Here is a 20326-nt window from a genome sequence, read left to right on the forward strand (position 1 = left end):
TTATGAACAAGAACCTGTACCGCATCATCTTCAACAAACGCCGTGGCCAATTGATGGTCGTGGCCGAAAATGCTTCTTCGCAAGGCAAGGCTGCCAAGGGGGAGGGAGGCCTGGACAGCGGTGTCTTCGGCGGTGATGGCGGTGGCGGGGTCAATGCCAAATTGCGGCCGCTGGCCTTGGCGATATTTGGCGCGCTGGGCATGGTGGCCTTTGTCGCCGGTCCTGCCATGGGACAGATCGTGGCCGACCCGAGTGCGCCGGGCCGCCAGCGTCCGACGGTGGTGCAAAGCGCCAATGGCGTGACACAGGTCAACATCCAGACGCCGAGCGCGGCGGGCGTGTCGCGCAATACCTACAGCCAGTTCGACGTGACGGCGAATGGCGCCATCCTGAACAATAGCCGCGGCAACGTGCAGACGCAGACGGGCGGCTGGGTGCAAGGCAATCCATGGCTGGCCGGCGGCAGCGCGCGCGTGATATTGAACGAAGTCAACTCGGCCAACCCGAGCCAGCTGCGCGGTTATGTCGAGGTGGCCGGCCAGCGGGCCGAGGTTGTCATCGCCAACCCGGCCGGCGTGGCCATCGACGGCGGCGGTTTCATCAATGCGAGTCGGGTCACGCTGACGACGGGCACGCCGATCCTCAACGGCGGCAGCCTGGACGGCTACATGGTGCAGCGCGGGGTGGTCAGCATCAACGGGCGTGGCCTGGACACGTCGCTGAGCGACTACACGGCCATCCTGGCGCGCGCCGCACAGATCAATGGCGGCATCTGGGCGCAGGAATTGAAAGTGGTCACAGGAACTAACCAGATCGATGCGGCGCATGGGGTGACGGGCCCCGTCGCTGGCGTTGGCCCAGCACCGGCTTACGCGCTGGACGTGGCGCAACTGGGCGGCATGTACGCAGGCAAGATCACCCTGGTCGGCACGGAAGCGGGCCTGGGCGTGCGCAATGCGGGCGTCTTGGCGGCCACGGCGGGTAATCTGGTGCTGCAATCGAATGGCTGGCTGAGCAACAGCGGCAATATCCAGTCCGCCGGCGCGGGCAGCCAGACCAGCATCGCCGTCACGGGCGACATGGCCAACAGCGGCACCGTGTATGCGGGCGGCGACAGCCAGGTGCAGGCGCAGGGCAATATTGCCAACAGCGGCGTGATCGGCGCGCAGAACAATGCCGAGGTGCACGCCACGGGCGCGGCAGCGCGCATTGATGCCACCGCCGGCTCGGTGCTGGCGGCTGGCTTGAATCTGGACAATACCTTGGCCGCCAGCGGCAAGCTGAGCGTTTCTGCTGGCGACACCATTGCCGTGCACGGCACGGCCATGGCTGGCGGTGACAGCAGCCTGGCGGCGCGCCAGCTGGACCTTGCTGGGGCGCAAGTTTCGGGTGGGAACGTCAGCCTGGGCGCCAGCGCCGGCGACCTCGATGCCAGCCGCGCGCAGGTCACTGCGCGCGACCGCCTGCAACTGGACGCGGCGCACACCGTGCGCAGCGATGCGGCGCAGTTGACTGGCCAGCAGCTGGGCGTGAATGCGTACGGCTTGTCGAACGTGGGCGGCCAGATCATGCAACTGGGCAACAGTGATCTGGCCATCCGCTTGCCGGGTGCGCTGGACAATACGCGCGGCGTCATCGCCACGAATAGCCAGGCCTTGCGCCTGCAGGCCGCCGGCCTGAGTAATCAGGACGGGCAAATCCAGCATGCGGGCACGGGCGCGCTGGAGATTGACGCCGCGCAAATCAACTTGCAGCGCGGCAGCATCCTCAGCAATGGCGCCATGGCGCTGACGGGCGAGCACATCGACCACCGCGATGCGCGCACGGTGGCGGGGCAGCTCAGTATCGACTCCGCTAGCCTGGACAACCGGGGCGGTAGCCTGGCGCAGAGCGGCCAGGGCGCGACCGGCGTGCACGTGCGCGGCGGGTTGGACAACCGCAGTGGCGCGCTGGAAAGCAATGGCGCTTTGAGCGTGCAGGCGGGGAGTGTACAAAATCAGAAGGGCCGTATCGTCTCGGGCACGGACATGGCGTTGTCGACAGGCGCGCTGGACAATACCGAGGCGACCCTGGCGGCGGGCGGCAAGTTGCGCCTCGACAGCGGGGACATCGACAATACGCGCGGCCAGATCCAGGCGCTGGCGGGCGATGCGGCCTTGACTGTGGCAAAACTGAACAATACGGCCGGCAGCGTCTTTGCCGGTGGCAATCTTGCTACCCGGGCCAGTGAAGTGCTCAATAGCGGTAACCTGTATGCAGCCGGTAGCCAGGCGCTGCAGGTGAGCGGCGCCGTCAGCAACAGCGGCGTCATTGCCGCGCAGGGCGACAACCGCATCGACGCCAGCCGCCTCGACAGCGCTACTGGCAGCTTGCTGGGCGCCGGCATCCGCGCCGACGGCAGCCTGGCCGGCAGCGGCCAGTTGCAACTGACGGCCACGCAGGCGATCGCGGCCCACGGCCAGAACCTGGCGGCAGGCAAGACCAGCATGCATGCTTCCGCCATCGACCTGAGCGGCAGCCAGACGGGCGGCGCGGCGATTAGCCTGAACGCCAGCGCCGGTCATGTCGTGACCGATAACGCGCTGGTGACCACTACGGGCGTGCTGTCCGTGACGGCGGCCGGCAGCGGCCAGGCTCTGTCGAACGTGCGCGGCACCTTGAGCGCCGGGCAATTGGATATCACAACGGGATCGCTCGACAACCGCGGCGGCACCCTGATCCAGACGGGCACTGGCGACACGGTATTGACAGGCAGCACCCTGGACAACACGGGCGGACGCATCGCCGTCAACAGCGCCAAGCTGGCGCTGACTGCGGAAACTGTGACTAACCGCGACGGCAGCATCGAGCACGCGGGCACGGGCAGCCTGAGCATCGACGCGGTGCGTTTCGATGACGAGCGCGGCAAGGTGACGGGCAATGGCCTGGTTGATATCCAGGCGGAAACAATTGATCACCGCCATGCCGTCACGACCGGGCAGCAGATAACAGTGCAGGCCGACAATCTGGACAACCGCGACGGTACCCTGCAGCAGACGGGACCAGGACAGATGCGCGTGGACGTGGCGCAGGCGCTGGACAATACGGGCGGCAACATCGCCGGCAATGGCGGCGTGCAAGTGCAGGCTGCTGTGGTGGACAACAGCAAGGGCCGCATCACGTCCGCTGCCTCGGCAGATATCACCAGCAAGGGTGCGCTGACCAACACGGACGGCGTGATCGCGGCCACGCAGGCGCTGCAGTTGACCGGTATTGGGTTCGACAACACGCGTGGCGTATTGCAGGCGGACAATTTACGTCTGGAGGCGGCATCCTTGCTGAACCAGCAGGGCACGGTCAGCGCCGGTTCGGACCTGACGGCGCGCCTCAGCGCAGACTTGAGCAACACCGGCCTGCTGTATGCAGGCCGTAACCAGCAACTGACGGTGGGTGGCTTGCTGAACAACAGCGGTTCCATCGCCTCCGTTGGCAACACCAATATTTCCGCTAATAAAGTGACCAGCAGCGGCTTGCTGGGCGCCGGCTTGAAAGCCGACGGTAGCCTGGGTACGGCAGGCGACCTGACTATCAACGCCGATGGCGTCTTGCAAGCAAGCGGGCAGAACCTGGCGGCGGGCAGCGCCGTGCTGGCGGGCAACAATGTGGACTTGTCGGGCAGCCAGACGGGGGCAAGCAACATCGCCATCACCGCGCGCAGCGGCGACGTATTGACGAACAAGGCCGTGATTTCCGCCAGTAATCTGCTGGCTATTACCGCCAATGTGAACAATGGACAATCGCTGGTGAATAGCCAAGGGCAACTGGTGGGTGGGCAGTTGCAGCTGAGCGTGGCGAATGTGAACAACGCCAGCGGCGAGATCGTGCAGACGGGCACGGGCGACACCGTCATCAGGACGGACAAGCTGGACAACACGGCCGGCCGTATCGCCGTCAATAGCGCGAACCTGGCGTTGAACGCGACGGTCTTGACGAACATCAATGGCAAACTGGAACACGCGGGTGCGGGCGTTCTGGCCATTAACGCAGGTCAGTTCAACAACCAGTACGGCAAGATCACGGGCAACGGCAAGCTTGACATCACGGCCGCTGCCTTCGACCACCGCAATGCGACGACGGTGGCGAATCAGCTGACCGTCAACGCCGGCAGCCTGGACAACCGTGCCGGCAGCCTGGCGCAAACGGGCACAGGTTTGATGAGCCTCAATGCCGCCGGCTCGCTGGACAACACGGGCGGCAAGATCGAGGGCAATGGCGATGCGCTGGTGAAGGCAAACACTTTGCTGAACAACACTGGCCGCATCGTGGCGGCGCAGGATGCCACGTTGAATGTAGATCGTCTGGACAATACGGAAGGGATCGTGGCCGCCGGGCGCAACCTGGCATTAAGCGGTGCTGATATCGACAATACCAAGGGCCAACTGCAAGCCGTGGCCGGTAACGCTGCCTTGACCGTGGCGAACTTGAACAATGCGGCAGGCAACGTGTTTGCAGGCGGCAATCTGGCCACCACGCTCGATGCCTTGAGCAACACGGGCAGCCTGTATGCGGCCGGAAATCAATCCCTGACCGCAACAGGCGCCATCGTGAACACGGGCGTCATCGCGGCGCAGGGAGATACCAGTATCACGGCCAATCGCCTCGACAGCAGTGCGAGCAGCCTCATCGGCGCGGGTATCCAGGCCGATGGCAAGCTGGGCACGTCTGGCGACCTGGCGATCAGCACCGCGCAAGCGCTGAATGCACACGGCCAGATTTTGGCGGCCGGTAATGCCAATCTGACAGGCACCACGCTCGACATCAGTGGCAGCCAGGCCAGCGCGGTCAACATCGGCCTGACGGCAACACAGGGCGATGTCATCACGAACAAGGCCGTGGTGACGACGCCGGGCACGTTGAACGTGACGACCGGCGCCGCGTTGCACAACACGGACGGTACCTTGCAGGCGGGCCAGCTCGACTTGCATGTGGCAAACCTGGACAACGCCAAGGGTACGTTGCTGCAAACGGGCACGGGTAACACCATCATCCAGACGGGCAATCTGGACAACACGGCTGGCCGCATCGCCGTCAACAGCAACAAGTTGACCCTCGATGCGACTACGCTGACGAACCGCGATGGCAAGATCGAGCATGCGGGAACCGGCATCCTGTCTGTGCAGGTAGGCGTGCTGGACAACAGCAAGGGCCGTATCACGTCGGCCGCGTCGTCGGACATTGTCAGCAAGGGCGCGCTGAACAATAAGGATGGCGTAATTGCCGCGATTGCCGACTTGCATGTTGGAGGTGTTGCACTGGATAACACCCGAGGCGTATTGCAAGCGGACAATTTACGTCTGGACGCGGCGACCTTGCTGAACCAGCAAGGCACGCTCAGCGCCGGCACGGACCTGACGGCGAAAGTGAGCGGTGACCTGAACAACGCTGGCCTGCTGTACGCAGGCCGTAACCAGCAATGGATGGTGGGCGGCGTGCTGAATAACACGGGGTCGATCGCCTCCGTCAACAACACCCATATTACCGCTGGCAAAGTGACCAGCAGTGGCTTGCTGGGCGCCGGTGTGAAAGCCGATGGGAGCCTGGGTACGGCAGGTGATCTGACCATCAATGCCGATGGCGTCTTGCAGGCGACCGGCCAGAATCTGGCGGCGGGCAATGCCGTGCTGACGGGCGCCAATGTGGACCTGTCGGGTAGCCAGACAGGCGCGGCGAACCTCGCCATCACGTCCCTTGCTGGCGATGTCATCACCAGCAAGGCGGTCATTTCTACGAGCAAGCTGCTGGCGATTACCGCCAATGCGGCCAACGCACAGTCGCTGATCAATACCCAGGGCCAACTAGTGGCAGACCAGCTGCAGCTAAACGTCGCGAATCTGGACAATGCCAACGGCGACATCGTGCAGACGGGCACGGGCGACACCGTCATCACCACAGGCAAGTTGGACAACACGGCTGGCCGTATCGCCGTCAACAGCGCGAACCTGGCTTTGAACGCCACGGTATTGACGAACATCAATGGCAAGCTGGAGCACGCAGGCGCCGGCATCCTGGCCATCAACGCGGGCCAGTTCAACAACCAGTTCAGCAAGATTACGGGTAATGGCAAGCTCGACATCACGGCGACTAGCTTGGATCACCGCAATGCCACGACCATCGCGAACCAGCTGACGGTCAATGCGGGCACGCTGGACAACCGCAGCGGCAGCCTGGCGCAAACGGGTACAGGTTTGATGAACGTCAATGCGACTGGTTTGTTGGACAATACGGGCGGCAAGATCGAAGGCAATGGCGATGCGCTGGTAAAGGCCACTACCTTGCTGAACAACAAGGGCCGCATCGTGGCGGCGCAGGATGCTACGTTGAATGTAGATCGTCTGGACAATACGGAAGGGATCGTGGCCGCCGGGCGCAACCTGGCATTGAGCGGTGCTGACATCGACAATACCAAGGGCCAACTGCAAGCCGTGGCCGGCAACGCCACCTTGAACGTCGCGAACTTGAATAACACCGCCGGCAACGTGTTTGCCGGCGCCAACCTGACCGCGACACTGGCCAGCTTGAACAACACGGGCAGCCTGTATGCGGCCGGAAATCAATCCCTGACCGCAACAGGCGCCCTCGTCAACACGGGCGTCATCGCGGCGCAGGGAGATGCCAGTATCACGGCCAATCGCCTCGACAGCAATGCAAGCAGCCTCATCGGCGCGGGTATCCAGGCCGATGGCAAGCTGGGCACGTCTGGCGGCCTGGCGATCAGCACCGCGCAAGCGCTGAATGCACACGGCCAGATTTTGGCGGCCGGTAATGCCAATCTGACAGGCACCACGCTCGACATCAGTGGCAGCCAGGCCAGCGCGGTCAACATCGGCCTGACGGCAACACAGGGCGAGGTCAGCACGAACAAGGCCGTGGTGACGACGCCGGGCACGTTGAACGTGACGACCAGCGCCGCGTTGCACAACACGGACGGTACCTTGCAGGCGGGCCAGCTCGACCTGCATGTGGCAAACCTGGACAACGGCAAGGGTACGTTGCTGCAAACGGGCACGGGTAACACCATCATCCAGACGGGCAATCTGGACAACACGGCTGGCCGCATCGCCGTCAACAGCAACAAGTTGACCCTCGATGCGACTACGCTGACGAACCGCGATGGCAAGATCGAGCATGCGGGCACGGGGACGCTGAATGTGCAGGCGGGTGGACTGGACAACAACAAGGGCCGCATTACGTCGGCGGCAGCAGCTTCTGTCATTAGCAAAGGTGTGTTGAACAATACGGATGGCGTGATCGCCGCCACCACCAATCTGCAGGTTGGCGGCACTGCACTGGACAACACGCGCGGCGTATTGCAGGCGGACAATTTACGTCTGAACACGGCGACCTTGCTGAACCAGCAGGGCACGGTCAGCGCCGGTACGGACTTGACGGCGAAAGTGAGCGGTGACCTGAACAATGTTGGCCTGCTGTACGCAGGCCGTAACCAGCAGTGGATGGTGGGCGGCGTACTGAATAACACGGGGTCGATCGCCTCCGTCAACAACACCCATATTACCGCTGGTAAAGTGACCAGCAGCGGCTTGTTGGGCGCCGGTGTGAAAGCGGATGGGACCCTGGGTACGGCAGGCGATCTCACCATCCATGCTGATGGCGTGTTGCAAGCGAGCGGGCAGAACCTGGCAGCGGGCAGCGCTCAGTTGACAGGTGCATCGGTCGATTTGTCGGGTAGCCAGACTGGCGCAACGAATATCGCCATCACGGCAAATACTGGCGATGTAGTGACGAACAAGGCGGTGATTTCCGCCAGCAACGTGCTGGCCATCACGGGCAACGCGAGCAACGCCCAGTCACTGGTGAACAGCCAGGGGCAGTTGGTGGCCGGCCAGTTGCAACTGAACGTGGCCAATCTGAACAACGCCAGCGGCGATATCGTGCAAACGGGCTCGGGCGACACCGTCATCACCACCGGCAAGCTGGACAATACGGCCGGCCGCATCGCCGTCAACAGCGCGAACCTGGCCTTGAACGCCGCCGTCTTGACCAATATCAATGGCAAGCTGGAGCACGCGGGTGCGGGCATCCTGGCTATCAACGCGGGCCAGTTCAACAACCAGTTCGGCAAGATTACGGGCAATGGCAAGCTCGACATCACGACGACTACCTTGGATCACCGCAATGCCACGACCATCGCGAACCAGCTGACGGTCAACGCGGGCACGCTGGACAACCGCAGCGGCAGCCTGGCGCAAACGGGTACAGGCTTCATGAGCATCAACAGCACGGGTTTGCTGGACAACACGGGCGGCAAGATCGAAGGCAATGGCGATGCGCTGGTGAAAGCAGGTACGTTGTTGAACAACAAGGGCCGCATCGTGGCGGCGCAGGATGCTGAGCTTGCAGTGGGTAGCCTGGACAATACGGAAGGCACGGTGGCGGCTGGGCGTCATCTGGCACTGTCCGGCGGTGATGTCGACAATACCAAGGGCCAGCTGCAAGCCGTGGCGGGAGATGCAACCTTGAACGTTGGCGAACTGAACAACAACGCGGGCAGCGTGTTTGCCGGCACCAACCTGAGCGCGACACTGGCCAGTCTGAACAACACGGGCAGCCTGTACGCGGCTGGCAATCAAACCCTGAGCGCCAGCGGCGCCATCGTCAACACGGGCGTGATCGCCGCACAGGGCAACAACAGTATCACGGCGAATAGCTTCGACAGCAGCGCGAGCAGCCTGATTGGTGCCGGCATGCAGGCCGATGGCAAGCTGGGCGCGACTGGCGATCTGACCATCAACACCGCGCAAACGCTGGCCGCGTACGGGCAGAACCTTGCGGCGGGCAGCGCCAATCTGACAGGTGGCAGTGTGGATCTGTCTGGCAGCCAGACCAGCGCCGCCAAAATCGGCCTGACGGCAACAACGGGCGATGTCAGCACGAACAAGGCGGTGGTGACGACGCCAGGCACATTGAACATCACGAGCAACGCCACCTTGCACAACACGGAAGGCACTGTGCAGGCGGGCCAGCTCGACTTGCACGTGGGCAATATGGACAACGCCAAGGGCACCGTCATCCAGACGGGCTCGGGCGATACCGTCATCCAGACGGGCAAACTGGACAACAGCGCTGGGCGCATCGCCGTTAATAGCGCGAATCTGACCCTGGGCACGGCCAACTTGACGAATGCGGGCGGCAAGATCGAGCATGCGGGCAGCGGCACCTTGGCCATCACGGCGGCCACCTTGCAGGGCGCAGGCGGCAGTATCATCGGCAATGGTGCCGTCGATCTGAAGGCAGGCTTGTTCGACCACGCCAACGCCACCACCACGGGACGGTCCCTGAACGTGCAGGCCGAGAGCCTGAGCAACCGAGGCGGCCATCTGCTGCAGACGGGCGCGGGCGGCATGACGGTTGCTGTCACCGGCCAACTGGACAATTCAAATGGCGAAATCGCCGGCAACGGCACCTTGTCGGTGCAGACCGGCAGCCTGGACAACAGCAAGGGCAAGATCACCTCGGCCACGTCCGCCGACATCGCCAGCACTGGCGCGCTCGTCAATACCGATGGCGTGATCGCGGCGGCAACCGATCTGCACCTGGGTGGCGCCATCGACAATACGCGCGGCTTGCTGCAGGCGGGCACTGGCGCCTTGCGCCTGGACGCGGCCAGCGTGCGCAATGCGCAAGGCACGCTCAGCGCGGGCACGGATATCACGGCCAAGGTCAGCGGCGACGTGCTGAACGCTGGCGTGCTGTATGCCGGACGCAACCAGGCCTTGGACATTGGCGGCTTGCTCAGCAATACAGGTAGCCTCGCCGCGCTGGGCAATACGACGATCACGGCGGGCAGTCTGAGCGGTAATGGATTGCTGGCGGCAGGCATGCGCGCCGATGGCAGCTTTGCCGCGGCCGGTGACCTGACCGTGACGGCCCGTGGTGCCTTGCAAGCTGGTGGCCAGAACATGGCGGCCGGCCAGCTGCAGATGACGGGCGCATCGGTCGACGTGGGCGGCAGCCAGACCAGCGCGGCGAATATCGGCTTGACGGCCTTGACGGGCAATGTGACGACCAGCAAGGCCGTCGTGTCGACCAATGGCCTATTGAGCATCACGGCCAATGCCGCCAACGGGCAGGCACTGGTGAACCAAGGCGGCAGCCTGAGCGCGGGGCAACTGTCCCTGCGCGTGGCCAACCTGGACAACGCCAAGGGCACCTTGATACATACGGGCGCTGGCGACACGCTCATCGAAACGGGCAAGCTGGACAATACGGGCGGGCACATCGCCGTCAACAGCGCCAACCTGCGCCTACAGGCGGGCGACCTGACGAATACGGATGGCAAGATCGAACATGCAGGCAAGGGCGTGCTGGAGATCCGTGCCACGAATCTGTATGGCCAGCGGGGTCAGCTGACGGGCAATGGCGCGCTGCAGGTGGCGGCCAATTACCTCGATCACCGCAACGCCAGCCTGCTGGCGCAGCAGGTGAACGTCTCCGCCGGCATCCTCGATAATCGCCAGGGACAGATCACGCAGCTGGGCACGAGTGCGGCAACGGTGCTGGCCAGCACGCGCCTGGATAACAGCGGCGGCAAGATCGAGGCGAATGGCAATGTGCGCGTGGAAACGGGCGAGTTGCTTAACGATCATGGCCGTATTGCGTCTGCGCAAGGTGTCAATGTGGCAGCGACGGGCAAGCTGGACAATACTAGCGGCGTGATCATTGCCGGGCGCGACCTGACACTGGCTGGCGGCAAGCTGGACAATACCCTGGGCCAGTTGCAGGCGGCAGGCGGCAATGCGCAATTGACGATGGACGAGCTGCTCAATGCGCAAGGCAGCATCGTTGCCAGCGGCAATCTGACGACGGCGGCGGGCAGCGTGCGCAACAGCGGCAACCTGTTTGCCGGCGCAGATCAGGTACTGACCGTGACGGGGGCGCTGGAAAATACTGGCGTGATCCTGGCCCAGGGCAACAACACGATCAGCGCCAACAGCGTCAATAGCAGCGCGGCCAGCCTGATCGCCGCGGGCGTGAAGGCCGACGGCAGCCTGCAGACGAGCGGTAATCTGCAAATCACGGCGCAGCAGACATTGGGAGCGCATGGGCAAGTGTTGGCGGCAGGCAATGCCGTCCTGCGCGGCGGCAGTGTCGACCTGGGCGGTAGCCGCAGCAGCGCCGGCAATATCGGCCTGACGGCGACAAGCGGCGATGTCAGCACCAGCGGCGCCGTGGTCACCACGCCGGGCGCCCTGACGATCACGGCCGGTGCGAATAGCCAGACGTGGAACAACCAGCGCGGCGATGTCAGTGCGGGTCAGTTGGCGGTGGCTGTGGGCAACCTAAACAACCAGCAAGGCGGCATCGTGCAGACCGGTGCTGGCAATACAGCCATCGAGCTGACGGCGCCGGCAGGCGTGCTGGACAACACGGGCGGGCGCATCGCCGTCAACAGCGCCAACCTGGGCCTGAAAGCGGGTACGCTGACGAATACGGATGGCAAGATCGAACACGCGGGCAGCGGTACCTTGAGCCTGCAAGCCGCGCAGTTGAACGACCTGCGCGGACAGATCACGGGCAATGGCGCCCTGGTCGTCACGGCCGGCGCCATTGACCACCGCAACGCCAGTACCATCGCGCAGCAAGTGAGCGTGACGGGCACGACCCTGGACAATGCGGGCGGCAACCTGACGCAGCTGGGCAAGGGCGACACCAGCATTCAATTGACGACTAGCCTGGACAACCGCGGCGGCACGATTGCCAGCAACGGCAACACGACGATTGTTGCACCGACCCTCAACAATCAGGGCGGCAAGCTGCAGGCGGCCGGCACGGCCAACCTGACGCTGACGGCAAACAACGTGCTCGACAACCGCCATGGCGGCGCCATCGCCGGCGGCGGCAATGTTGTGATGGGTACCGGAAATCTGCTGAACCAGGGCGGCAGCGCCACGGCAGGTGGCCAGTTGACGGCGAACGTGGTGCTGGCATTGAACAATGCGGGCGGCTTGCTGGCGGCCACGGGCAATATGACCGTGAACGCAGCCAGCGTCGACAACAGCGCCGGCGGCAAGCTGGCCTCGGTGCAAGGCCTGTTGACGGTCACTTCCACGGGCGCCACCGTCAACAATGGCGGCACCTTGCAAGCGGGCGGCGATATCATCCTGCGCAATGGCGGCCTGTGGAACGGGCAAGGCACCATTGCGGGCGCGAATGTCACGCTCGACACGCACGGCCAAATCTTCAACAACACGCAGGGCACGCTGGCGGGCGCAGGCACCGTCAACTTGCAGACGGGCATCCTGGACAACGATGGCGGCTTGCTGCAGTCGGGCGGCGCCATGACCATCGACACGCACGGCAACGCTTTACTCAACACCAATGCGGGCGCGTATGCCGTGCGCCATCCGGGCAGCGCGGGCGGCATCAGCAGCGGCGCAGGATTGACCCTGCAAACGGGCAGCTGGAACAATGCGGGCGGCTATCTGGGCGCGGCCGGCAACATCACGGGCAGCGTGGGCCAGCTGGATAACCGTGGCGGCCAGCTCGTCGGCAAGTCGGCGCTGGACCTGGCCTTGAGCGGCTTGCAAAACCAGGGCGGGCAAATCCAGGTGCTGGGCAATATTGGCTTGAACGCGGGTGGCGGCAGTATCAACAACCAGCAAGGCTTGATCCGCTCCGGCGCGGCCGTCACGGTGACGGGCGGCGCTATCGACAATGCCAGCACCCTGGGCGCGAACCAGGGCATCGAAGGCATCCATGTGACCCTGAACAGTGTCAATGTCAGCAATGTGCAGGGCGCGGTGCGCGCCGATGGCAACCTGGCGATCAACAGCGCAGGCATTATCAACAACACACTGGGCATGCTCAGCGCTGGCGGCGCGCTGGCACTGCAGGACACTGGCCCCGGCCGGGGATTGGCCGTGACCAACTCGGGCGGCACCATCATCGGCGGCCAGCGTACCGACATCCGCGCGGGCAGCTTGAGCGGCGATGGCAAGGTGTTGTCGCAGAAAGATATGGCGCTGGACCTGGCCGGCAACTTTACGCTGAACGCGGGCGCCGAGATCATGGCCAACGGCAATGCGGATATCACCATCGGCGGACAACTGGCCAATGCCGGGAAAATCCAGGCGCTCAGCATGCTGACCCTGGGCGCCGCCAATTTCGACAATGCCAGCACGGGCGACATCAATGCGGGCACGACGCGCGTCAACGTCGGCGGCGTGCTGAACAACCGGGGCGTGATCGACGGCATCAGCACGCAACTGAACGTGGGCACGCTGAATAACGTCGGCACGGGCCACATCTATGGCGACCATCTGAGCATAGCAGGTGGCACCGTCAACAATGACGTGGAGGGCGGCGTGGCGGCCACCATCGCGGCGCGCGAGCGGCTCGATATCGGCGTCACCACACTCAATAACCGCGAACACGGCCTGATCTTCAGCGGCGGCGACATGGCCATCGGTGGCTACCTGGACGGCAACCGCATCGCCACGGGCTGGGCGGGAACGGTGACGAATGCCAGCGCGACGATCGAGGCGTTGGGGAGCTTGAACCTGGGTGCGAGTCAGGTGAATGTACTCAATAACCATCTGGTTTTTGAGGAAGGGCGGATGACGACGGAGACGACAACTGAGTATCAACTGCCAGGGAGCGATATCACGTATGGAGAGGGTACGCCAGGCATGTCCGCCCAGCCGATCACTCAAGTTAACCTCCGTACTATCTTGACTTTGCCGGATCGTGGGGGTTTTGTTCACTTTACAAAACGTGAAGTCACTCGTACAAGCCTTGAGAGCGTTGTCATTAGTTCCGATCCAGGGAGAATTATTGCAAGCAATAATTTGAAAATTAACGCCAGCGCTATTGTGAATGACAATAGTCATATCATTGCTGGTGGTACGTTGGATATGGATCGGGCGATTCTCAATAATAAGACAACGAAGGGGCAGAAAACGGTACATGAGAAAGGAGTGTTGACAGTTTTTACAACAGCTCGTGGCGGAAACAATGAAGTTTACTCGAAAGGGACTTACACCCCCTTCGAGCGGACTGTAACTGAGCCCTCCAGTTCTGCCAGCACCTCACGCAATGAAGGAAATGCCAATACCGGCGGCCAGGGCACAAAACCAGGCAGTGCCGTCAAAAGCGGCGTTGGCGGAACGGGCGAGCGCATAGGTGGTGCGGAAACGCAGGTGCGTACTTCGGCTTTCTCTACGGAAACAACAGAAATCCGGAAAGCCGATATCAGCGGTCAAGGAACTAGTCGGGTCGATGGCGGCGGGATTGTCCAGAAGACTGACCGCGCCGGCAATCCCGTCACCAATGCGGCTGTTGGCGTCACGCCAGGCAGCAAGCTTGATGGCGCGACAGGCATCGCTGCGGATACAGGGACGTCACTGAACCACGTGTCGACAGGCGCGGCAGGTAGCGTTACCGCACAGGGTGCAGCCACGGTGTCGGGCGCTCACGGTGCGACGGGCAGCACGCGTACGGGCGATGCGGCCCGTACTGTTGCCGTTGACACGGTTTCCGGCGCGCGCGTTGATGCGGCCAGCGGCGCTGGCCAGCATGGTGCAGGCGTTGATGCGGCCTTGCTGTCTCGCTCGTCTGTGGGGGCGGTCACGGCCGTGTCGGGCGGCAATGAACCCGGCGGCGCGGCTCATGGTGGCGTCCTTGGCCAAGCTGGAGAGCTTGGGATGGTGAATGCTGCTCAGTTGAGTGGCATTGCCGGCAGCCAAGCCAGCTCGCACACAGGCCTTGGTCCGGTAGCCGGGGCCGGCATTGCGGCAGATCAAGTGCAGGGCAAGGGCGGACCAGGCGGTATTGCCGATGCCGCCAAGCTTGGCCGGGCCGGCGAAATTGCAACGCTGGCGCCGACTGCGCTGGCCGGTGTCAACGGCGCGCAAGCAAGCACCGGAACCGGATTGAACCCGCTGAAAGACGTGGCTATCGCAGCCTCGACAGGCAGCGCGGCACACGCAGGCGCCGTCGGTGGAGTGGGGCAGGTACGCATGAATGGCATTACCCAAGTGAAACTGGGCAACCCATCCACGCGTGCGCAAGTGGTGCGGACCACGGGGTCATCGCTACAGATTCCGAACGCCAGTTTGTATAAAGTGAGCTCTGCGCCATCGTCCCGCTATCTGGTGGAAACCGATCCGCGCTTTGCCAGCTACCGCGAATGGACGGGTTCCGACTATCTGCTCAACCAGGTAAAAAACGATCCCTCCGTGACGCAAAAGCGCCTGGGCGACGGTTTTTATGAGCAGCGCCTGGTGCGCGAGCAAGTCGCAGAGCTGACAGGGCAGCGTTTCGTCGGCGATTACACCAGTGACGAACAGCAGTACAAGGCACTGATGGATCAAGGTGTCGCGTTTGCCAAGCAATGGGACCTTCGTCCCGGTATTGCGCTGACAGCGGAGCAAATGGCGGGGCTGACCAGCGATATCGTCTGGCTGGTGGAGCAGGACGTCGTGCTGGCCGACGGCAGTACGCAAAAAGTGCTGGCGCCGCAAGTGTATGTGCGCGTGCGTGAGGGCGATATCGATGGCCAGGGCGGATTGTTGGCCGGCAAGGAAGTCAATCTGAATCTCGAAGGCGATTTGACCAATAGCGGTACGATCGCCGGACGCACGATCGTCAAGCTGAATGCCGAAAATATCGACAACCTGGGCGGGCGCATTACTGGCGACGCCATTTCGGCCCATGCCAGGAATGACCTGAACAACATCAGCGGCACCATTTCTGCCAATAGCGAGCTGCAAGTCAGTGCGGGAAGGGATATCAACGTGAAGACGTCCACGCTGACGTCCAGCGGCGGCGATGGCAAAAACAGCTTCAGTCGTACCACCCTGGATAATCTGGCGGGCCTGTATGTCACAGGCAATGGCACGGCCGGCAGCGGTAATTTGCTGGTATCTGCGGGGCGCGACGTGACTATCGCGGGTGCATCCGTCGTGAATACGGATGCCGGTGGCGGCATTGGCATCGCAGCTGGCCGTGATATTGCCGTCACGACAGTGAACAGCGGTAGTGAGTTCACATTGGCAGGTCCTGGGAAGCGGCATATGACCGATACGTCCAGCAAAGAAACCGCCAGCACGATTGCATCTGCCGGCGATATTCGCCTGAGTGCCGGTGACAATATCCAGCTGAAAGCGGCAAATGTCCAGGCAGCGGAAACGCTGCAGCTGTCTGCGGAACGCAATATCGACATTTCTACGGCCCGGGATACAGAAACGCGTCAAAGCTGGTATGGCAACAGCTCGACCAAAGGCACTAGCCAAGGCAGCGAGCTGGGCGGCAAGCAGATCGTCATGCTGGCCGGCAATGACATTAATAATACTGGCGGCCAGGTGATCGCGACAGACAAGCTCATTGCAAGCGCGGGACGAGACATCAACATCGTCACGACCACTGTCAGCAACGCCAGTTCTAAATGGGCAGGCAACAGCGAGACCAGCACCGTCGTCGACAAGGTGGCGGGCCTGTATGTGACCGGCACGGGTGAAGGCAATACGCTGGTCGCCCAGGCGGGCCGTGATATGACGCTGACCGGAGGCGTCATCGCCAATGCGGGCGCAAATGGCCAGACCAGCCTGATCGCGGGCCATAACCTGACCCTCAATACCGTCGCCGTCGCCTCGACGCACGATGAAGTGCGCAATGCGGACAATTACCGCAAAGAAAGCAAGACGGGCGAAGTGGGCAGCCAGATCATCGGCGCCGGCAATGTCAATTTGCAGGCAGGAAATGATTTGCTGGCGCGTGCGGCCGATGTGCAGGCGGGCGGGGTGCTGGGATTGGTGGCGGGCAATGACATCAGTCTGGTCAATGGTTTCCAGAACGAAGTGACCGATGTTGCAAGCAAATCGACGAAGAAGGGCTTCTGGAACAAGACTACCACCACCAAACATGATGTGGTCGATACCACCACGGCGATCGGCACTTCGCTTGGCGGCAGCAGCGTGACGGTGCAGGCTGGGCATGATTTGCAAGTTACTGGTTCGAGCATCTTGAGCGACGATGCGACGAAATTACTTGCGGGTAACAACATCACTATCGATGCGGCCACCAATACCGTGTACGAGCTGCACCATTCCAGCACCAAGAAAAGCGGTTTCATGAGTAGCGGCGGCATTGGCTTCAGCTATGGCACCAAGACCACGACGGTGGATCAGGAGCGGGACGCCACCTTGCAAAGCGGCGAGGCGCGCAGTTCGATTGGCGCCACAGGCGGTGCATTGACGATGGTTGCCGGCAATAACGTGACGATAGGCGGCAGCGATATTCTTGCCGCTACCGATCTCGATATCATCGGCAAGAGCGTCACCATCAAGCCGGGCCAGGACAATGAGAAGGGGAAATTTGAAGTCAAGACGACGCAGGATGGCTTGACCCTGGCTTTGGGCGGCAGCGTGATCAGCGCCATCCAGACCTTGCAAACCATGAGTTCGGCGGCCAGCACGGCCAAGGATGGCCGCGTTACGGCCATGGCGGCGGCCACGGCGGCCATGGCCGCCAAGGACGCTGCCAAGGACATGATGAAGGAAGGCGGTCCAAGCATCAGCATCAGCCTAACGGCGGGCCATTCGGAAAGCATCCAGACGCAAAATACGGCCAGCACCACGCATAGCGGCAGCGTGTTGACAGGCAACAATATCAACATCACGGCCCTGGGTGGCGGCAAGGATAGCAACATCAATATCCTGGGCAGCGACCTGAACGCGAAGAATGATATCCGCCTGCATGCCGACAATAACGTCAATCTGCTGGCCGCGCAGGACACGGAAAGCCAGCACAGCAAGAGCTCGAGCCTGAGCGCCTCCGTCGGCGTGAAGGCTATCGTGAGCACACAGGGTACCTCGTTCGGCTTCACCGCCAGCCTCAGCGGCAGCAAGGGGCATGAGGACGGCGATGGCACGACGCAGCTCAATACGCATGTGAATGCGGGCGACAAGCTGGTGATCAGCAGCGGCGGCGATACCAACATCAAGGGCGCCGTGGCCAGCGCCAACCAGGTAATTGCCGATATCAAGGGCAACCTGAACGTGGAAAGCCTGCAGGATACGGCCAAGTTCGACAGCAAGAACCAGAGCCTGTCCGCCAGCGGCACGGTCGGCTTTGGCGCCAGCGTCAGCGGCAGCTATAGCCAGAGCAACATGCACAACGACTACGCTAGCGTGCAGGAGCAAAGCGGCATCAAGGCGGGCGACGGCGGCTTCCAGATCAAGGTGGGCGGCAATACGGACTTGAAGGGTGCAGTCATCAGTGCCACGGAGGCGGGCAAGCCAAACAGCAGCCTGATTACGTCGACCCTGACGCACAGCGACATTGCCAATCATGCGATATCGAAGGGCAGCAGTGTTGGGGTGTCGGGTGGTATGTCCTTTGCTGGCACGGGCACACGAAATGAGAGCCTGACGGATGTCGGTGGCAAAAAAGATGCTACTACGGCAGGCCTGCCAGCTATCGTTTCCCTCAGCGAAAATTCCACCAGCACGACCCGTAGCGGTATCAGCGGCGGCACAATCGTCATCACCGACGATGCGGCTCAGCGCGCGGCGACGGGCAAAGGCGCGGATGAGAGTATCGCCGGTGTGAACCGCGATGTGACGACCGGAGTGGATAGCAGTGGCAAGATCGGCAATAATTTCGACAAGGCCAAGTTGCAGGCGACGATGGATGTGACGGCGGCGTTTGCTGCAGCGGCAGCGAAAGAAGTTGGAGACTATGCGTCTGCTAAGCTGAAAGAAGCGGCACTGTTAGAGCGTGAATCGGGTGAGATTAGTCAATCGGATCCTGAGAGAAGCAAAGAGTTAAAGCGTCAAAGTGACGAGATCAAGAATAACTGGAAAGAGGATGGACTAGCGCGGGTTGCGTTGCACACGGCCGTTGGTGGGCTTGCTGGCGGCACAAATGGCGCTTTGGGCGCAGGTGCAGCGGCGTTGTCGACGGATACTATTGCTAAGCAACTTAAAGAAATGGACATGCCGCAAACGCTGCGTAGCGCGCTGACATTGGCAGCGGGCGCAGCGGTGGGTGCCGCAGCCGGCGGCGCGACGGGATCAGCCAGTGCTGCGAATGAGGTGGCAAATAATTATCTGAAGCATCAAGAAATTCTGGAGTTGGAAAAGAAAATTAAGGAATGCAGTCCTACTAATAAGTCAGCATGTGCTGAACGGGATGAGTTGCTCGCGTTAAGTAAAGAGAGGGATAGGAAATTAGACGATTGTAGCGGCGTTGAAAATAGCTATTGTAATGGATTGCGGAAAGACGTGAGATACGCCTATGCTGATATTATTCGAAAGGCGGATCAAAAATTTGGTGTTCTTGGCGCACCTGGATTTTACTATAAAGAGCAAATGAGAAATACTGAGTTGATGGCTGACTCTGCCATTTCAAAACTTGAATTGTCTAAAGGGGGGATTCACGGTTTAGCTAATGGCATATATGAAGGAGGTGTTGAGACGCTAAAAATGGGGATTACTTTTGGAAAGGTATTGTTTGGGGATGAAGAGGCAGAGAGGAGAGCTGATAAAGCATTTTCAGATATTTGGAGTGTATTGAAAAATCCAGGCATATGGGCGCCGGCTCTGGAAACAGCATTGAGTGATCGCCATAATAAGCTTGCAAATGCTTACGAAGATGGGGATGCATTTTTGATCGGTTCGATTCGAGGCGGAGACCTATCCAATATTGTTGGATCCATCGGGAAGGTTGGGAAGGTTGGGGGAGCTGCGGAAGATGCAATACTGTTATCAAAGAATGCTGAGAAAGTTGCTCTCGGAATTGAGAAGTCAGGAATAGCCGCATTAGGGGAGTTAGAGTCTGTTACTTATTCTGGGTCGGGAAGAATTAGCAGTGGGAAAATTTCAAAAAATAGTTATTCGCTTATTGACTTAAATGTGGTGGAGGATGCCATTATTAAGGATGTCATAAAAAACAAAGATAAACTCGGTACGGCAACGGAAAAGTTAGTCGAGATGGTAGGGGAGCGACAAGGACTAAAATCATTGGCTGGTGGGAAGTATGGAAGTAACAATGGATTTGATCATGTGTTTCAGAATACAGATGGTAGTGTTACAATTTTACTGGATTCAAAGCAGATGACTGAGGCAGGGGCGAAATTAAGCCCTGCCGCCGCCGGGAAAACGGTTCAAATGAGCGATGAATGGGTTGAAAAGGTGCTAGATAACCTTGTTCCAACATCGCCAGCAGCGATTGCCATAGAAAAAGCCTTAAGGAATGGCACCTTGGTCAAGGGCGTAGCCGCAATTGATAAGAGTTCTGGGAAGTTAATAATTTTAAGAGTGCAGTGAGG

1 protein-coding gene is annotated in these 20326 nt (G+C 61.3%); it reads left to right on the forward strand.

What is annotated here, in order from left to right:
- The first annotated feature begins 2 nt into the window (after positions 1-2).
- On the forward strand, positions 3-20324 hold the full coding sequence (locus O3301_RS00815) for a hemagglutinin repeat-containing protein (protein WP_305055195.1): 20322 nt from the start codon (positions 3-5) through the stop codon (positions 20322-20324).
- Positions 20325-20326: the final 2 nt, after the last annotated feature.

Origin of the sequence: Janthinobacterium sp. SUN211 (genome assembly GCF_030587315.1) — a bacterium.
GTDB lineage: Bacteria > Pseudomonadota > Gammaproteobacteria > Burkholderiales > Burkholderiaceae_D > Janthinobacterium > Janthinobacterium kumbetense.